Annotated in this window: 6 protein-coding genes; all 6 read left to right on the top strand. The window is 52.8% G+C overall.

The window, feature by feature from the left end; all coding sequences use genetic code 11:
- Window positions 1–355 (top strand): Hsp70 family protein (locus DBO31_RS03705; RefSeq protein WP_150824472.1); only part of this gene is annotated, 355 nt, incomplete at its 5' end.
- Window positions 356–381: 26 nt separating this feature from the next.
- Window positions 382–1,608: a molecular chaperone DnaJ gene (gene dnaJ / locus DBO31_RS03700; RefSeq protein WP_059077291.1), complete on the top strand. Its 1,227-nt coding sequence runs from the start codon at window positions 382–384 to the stop codon at window positions 1,606–1,608.
- Window positions 1,609–1,785: 177 nt separating this feature from the next.
- Window positions 1,786–2,166 carry a PH domain-containing protein gene (locus DBO31_RS03695; protein WP_059077290.1) on the top strand — a complete coding sequence of 127 codons (381 nt, stop codon included), beginning with the start codon at window positions 1,786–1,788 and terminating at the stop codon, window positions 2,164–2,166.
- Between the two features lie 223 nt (window positions 2,167–2,389).
- Window positions 2,390–3,349, top strand: coding sequence for a serine O-acetyltransferase EpsC (epsC, locus tag DBO31_RS03690; RefSeq protein WP_059077289.1), 960 nt, complete (start codon window positions 2,390–2,392; stop codon window positions 3,347–3,349).
- Window positions 3,350–3,529: 180 nt separating this feature from the next.
- Complete coding sequence (locus tag DBO31_RS03685) at window positions 3,530–4,408, top strand: 50S ribosomal protein L11 methyltransferase (protein WP_059077288.1); 879 nt, start codon at window positions 3,530–3,532, stop codon at window positions 4,406–4,408.
- On the top strand, window positions 4,408–5,078 hold a 671-nt coding region (locus DBO31_RS03680), incomplete at its 3' end, for a 16S rRNA (uracil(1498)-N(3))-methyltransferase (RefSeq protein WP_150824471.1). The genes DBO31_RS03685 and DBO31_RS03680, both read left to right, overlap by 1 nt.

The raw sequence follows: 5,078 nt of genomic DNA, 5'->3' as shown, positions 1-5,078 counted from the left end.
TATCGAAGCCAAGAACAATGCTGATTCCCTGATTTATCAGGCTGAAAAGACCATCAAGGATCTGGGCGACAAAGCCGATGCTTCCAAAGTTTCGGAAATCAAATCGAAGATTGCCGACCTCAAAGAAGCCATCAAGACGGATGATGTCGATAAGATTAAAGCTGCTTCGGAAGCTCTGACCAAACCGCTCTACGACCTGACCAGCGATATGTACAAACAGGCCGATGCACAGCAGCAGGCTGCCCAGCAGCAGGCCGGGGCACAACAGGGTGCCGGCGCACAGCAGCAGGAAAGCCAGAACGGTGAAAAAGTCGTCGATGCCGACTACAAAGTTGTCGATGACGACCAGAAGTAAGTTGTAAGTAAAGAGGGGCTGCCCATATGAGCAAAAAAGATTATTATGAAGTACTTGGCGTTCCCAGGGACGCCAGCGAAGCGGACATCAAAAAAGCGTTTCGCAAACTGGCAATAAAATATCATCCAGATAAAAACCGGGACAACCCTAAGGCTGCAGAAGAAAAGTTCAAGGAAGTCAACGAAGCCTACAGCGTCTTGTCCGATAAGAACAAGCGTGCCCAGTACGACCAGTTCGGCCCCGATGCGTTCCAGAATGGCGCAGGCGGAGCCGGCGGCTTCGGCCAGGGAGGCTTTGGCGGATTCGGCGGATTCGGTCAGGGCGGATTCAGCTCTGGCGGTTTCGGTGGATTTGGTGATATCTTTGATTCCTTCTTTGGCGGCCAGGGCAGCCGACAGTCTAATGGTCCGGAACGGGGAGCTGATCTCCGCTTCGATGTGGACATTACATTCAAACAGGCTGCCTTCGGGACGGAAATGGAAATCCAGGTGCCGAAGAATGAAACGTGTGAACATTGCCACGGCAACGGTGCCGAACCGGGCAGCAAGGTAGATACCTGTCCGGTCTGCCACGGCACAGGCCAGCAGCGGGTCGTACAGAATACGCCTTTTGGCCAGATGGTCAACGTCAGGACCTGTTCCCATTGTGGCGGGACTGGCAAGATTATCCATGAAAAATGCAAGAAATGTCACGGCGAAGGCACAGTGAAGGTACGCAAGAAACTGAAAATCAAGATTCCTGCTGGTGTCGATGATGGCGCACGCCTGCGCGTAGCCGGCGAAGGCGAACCGGGCGTACGCGGTGGTGGCCATGGCGATCTGTATGTGTACATATTCGTGCGCCGCGATCCGCAGTTTACCCGTCAGGGCAACGATGTCGTGTCCCAGCAGACTATTACCTTTGCACAGGCGGCGCTGGGCTGCACCATCCGCGTGGAAACCATCGACGGGCAGGTCGATCTGAAGGTGCCGGCCGGTACCCAGAGCGGCACTATTTTCCGGATCAAAGGGCACGGCGTACCCTATCTGGGCTCCAATGGCCGCCGGGGTGACCATCATGTGCAGGTCAACATTACGACGCCGAAGCGCATGAACGCCAAACAAAAAGAACTCCTGAAAGAATTTGCCCGGGCTGGTGGAGAAACCTGGGTGGGGGAGTCTAAAGAAGAAGGTTTCTTTGAAAAAGTAAAAAAGAAAGTGACCGACTTCATCCGCTCCATGAATAACTCCGGTACGATTGCCGGAAATGCATAATTTGCCACAGGACACTGCCGGTGCAGGTATCATCTGTACGGGCAGTGTTTTTGTTTTGTCCGGAAAATTTTTTTCCGGTCCGGCAGGATTTTTTCCCATGACGGCGAATATTATAATAAGGATAGTCTGTCTCTCACAGAGAGCCTTATTTCCATTACACGTTAGGAGGATCATACCATGTTTGCAGATAAAGACGATAAGAAGTTTACCCTGGCAGAAAAGAACGAAATCGGATTCAGGAAAGAATTGTATCAGAACCTTCTGGCCGAAGGCGAACAGGTACTGCTCGAATTCAACGCCCAGCGCAATGTAGTCGTGCTGACGGACCGGAAAATCATCGGCGTCCGCGTCGAAGCCTATACGGCACGGCACAAAGCGGCCCTGGTCATCCCGTACAGCAAGATTACGGCCTATTCGGCAGAAGTGAGCGATAATTCGGAAATGGATACGGAATTCAAAATCTGGGCTCCGTCCATTGACTGCTGCACCTTCCGCGTACTGGAAGACACCATCGACATGAAAGAAATCCTGCACATACTGGTCACGTATATCGGATAACAAAAACACTAAACTTCAAACACTAAACTTCAAACATCAAACTTCAAACATCAAACTTCAAACATCAAACTCACCGGAAGGCTGTTGCATGACAGGTTTTGCTCCATGCAGCAGCCTTCTACGTTATCTTTCTATTTCCATGTGAAATATGCACTTGACAAGTATACTTATAAAGTGTACTATAATAGTTATATTTATATTTATGCGATAAGAAGGGTTGAACATGGGCGAACTGATTTCAAAAAACATACAAGGCGTTGTCGACAGCATCCTGGCGGACTACAATCACGACGGGCAGCGGGAAATCGATAAACTGGACATTTTCAATAAACCGAATAAAAAGGTCATTGTCGATATCATTACCAAACTGCTGCGGATCATTTATCCGGGATATATCAAAGACAAGACCTACCGCTTCTATGACATCGGCAACAATCTGACCGTCGTCATCGAAGATGTGGCCTATAATCTCTGCAAGCAGATTACCATCGCCCTGAAATATAAGGGGATGACCCAGAACGTCAAGATTGATAACGTGGAACAGCGGGCCGAACAGGCGACACTGACCCTGCTCAAGACAATTCCCAAAATCCGGGAATATATCGAAACGGATATCGAGGCGATTTACGAAGGCGATCCGGCAGCGGAAAGCAAGGCGGAAGTCATCTTTTCCTATCCCGGCCTGTTTGCCATTTCCGTCCACCGCGTGGCCCATATCCTGTATAAAATGCAGATTCCCATCATCCCCCGGGTCATGTCGGAATACGCTCATGGCATGACGGGCATTGAAATCAATCCCGGTGCAGAAATAGGGAAGTATTTCATGATCGACCACGGCACGGGCATCGTCATCGGGGAAACGACGGTAATCGGCGAACACGTCAAACTCTATCAGGGCGTTACCCTGGGGGCGCTTTCCCTGAAAGATGGCCGCAAGCTGGTCCACAAGAAGCGTCACCCGACCATTGAAGACCATGTGACCATTTATTCTGGTGCTTCCATCATGGGCGGCGATACGGTCATCGGCCACGATTCGGTCATCGGTGGCAACGTATTTATCACCAAATCGGTAGCGCCGGGGACCAAGGTCAGTGTCAAGAATCAGGAACTGCGCTTCGATGAAGATAAACAGGCCGTCAAGAACGTCGATGAAAACGACGAAACGTGGTTTTATATTATATAAGCGGTGTTCCTTTAGCGGTACAGAAACGGGGGAGGACCGGAAGAGCTGTCTCAGGACGGCTCTTTTTTCGTCGCCAGAAGGCGGGGAAAATATGGTATAATAGTAAATAAATCAGCGGACGGCAGGCGATGCATCCGGGCCGCCTGCTGGATGAATTGCCGAAGCAGACAGGAGAAAGATATGGAATATAAAGAAATAGATGTGTTTGTATCTCCGGAATTTACCGATGTAGTCTCTCTTATTTTGTGCGACTGTGGCAGCCAGGGATCGGTTATCCACGATGAGGAAACGTACGATGATCTGATCCGCATCACGGCCTATTTTCCGGCAGACGACGACAAGGCCGAACCGGCCGTCCGGCAGGGCATGAAGGCGCTGCAGGAACGGAATCCCCGCATGGGACGCTGGCATATCATGACCCGTAAGACGAGCGATTCCGACTGGCTGTACCGCTGGCAGGATTACTTTCACGCCACGAAGATTTCCCCCCGTCTCTGGGTATCGCCATCGTGGGAAACGGCTGAACCGGGGCCGGTCGAAGCGGTCATCCGCATCGACCCGGGTGTCGCCTTTGGCAGCGGCCTTCATGCGACGACGGCCATGTGCGTGTCTTATCTGGAACAGGTCATACAGCCGGGACAGCTCGTCTATGATATCGGGACCGGCACGGGAATCCTGGCGATTGCGGCGGCCCGGCTGGGTGCCGGTCATGTGACGGCCGTCGATCTCGACCAGAAGGCCGTGGATCAGGCTGTAGTCAACGTGGAACTCAATGAACTGAGCGACTGCGTGGAAGTCATGCACAGCGACCTCCTCGGCGCCATATCGGACAAGGGGGAGAAAGCCGATGTCGTCACGGCCAATCTGGTCACCAACGCCGTCCTATCCCTGCTGCCCGACCTGGGCAGCTATACCCATGCCGGTTCCTATGTCATCGTCAGCGGCATTATCGATGACCGCATAGGGGAAATACGGGACATGGCAGGACAGACGGGATATGAATGGGTGTCAGATACGCTGCAGGATGGCTGGTATGCCGTTTTGCTCAGGAGGAACTAATGCGCAAGGTATTCGTCAATTTTCCCATTACATCCGCTTTTTACTTGTCGGCGGACGATTCCCGCCACATCATTACGGTGCTGCGCAAACGCCAGGGGGACTCTATCGCTGTGACGGACGCAGCCGGCGTGACTTATGACTGCCGCATCCGTGAGGCCGACAGTCAGCGGGCGCTCCTCGAGCCCCTGGAGAAGACCGGGCAGAAAGACGGGTCTGCCGGCCGGGTGATCCTGGCGGCGGGACTACTCAAAAATGACAAGTTCGAATGGGTCGTCCAGAAGGCCGCCGAGCTGGGGGCCAGCATGATCGTTCCTGTACAAATGGAGCATTGTGTAGTAAAATTAAACGACACGCGCCGCAGGGACCGGCGCCTCCGCTGGCAGCGCATTGCCCAGGAAGCGGCCAAACAGTGCGGCCGCGATGATATACCGGAAGTAGCAGATGTCCTGTCTTTTCCAGAATTACTGAAAGCGTACGGAACGATGCCCTTTATCATTCCCTTTGAGAAAGAAACGCGGCCACTGCGCGATTGTTGTGCCGCCGTGCAGACCGGGGACGTGGTCATCTGCATCGGACCGGAAGGCGGATTTGCCAGGGAAGAAATAGAAAGGGCCGTTACGGAACTTGCCAGCTGCCAGACCGTTTCCCTCGGTCCCCGCATACTGCGGGC

The sequence above is a fragment of the Megasphaera sp. DJF_B143 genome, from assembly GCF_900320625.1.
Classification (GTDB): Bacteria; Bacillota; Negativicutes; order Veillonellales; family Megasphaeraceae; genus Megasphaera; species Megasphaera hexanoica.
This window is presented reverse-complemented; position numbering and strand designations above follow the sequence as displayed.

Coding starts and splice junctions, on each gene's coding strand:
- DBO31_RS03685 (WP_059077288.1), top strand. CDS start 3,530: ATGGAATATAAAGAAATAGATGTGTTTGTATCTCCGGAATTTACCGAT.
- DBO31_RS03695 (WP_059077290.1), top strand. CDS start 1,786: ATGTTTGCAGATAAAGACGATAAGAAGTTTACCCTGGCAGAAAAGAAC.
- dnaJ (WP_059077291.1), top strand. CDS start 382: ATGAGCAAAAAAGATTATTATGAAGTACTTGGCGTTCCCAGGGACGCC.
- epsC (WP_059077289.1), top strand. CDS start 2,390: ATGGGCGAACTGATTTCAAAAAACATACAAGGCGTTGTCGACAGCATC.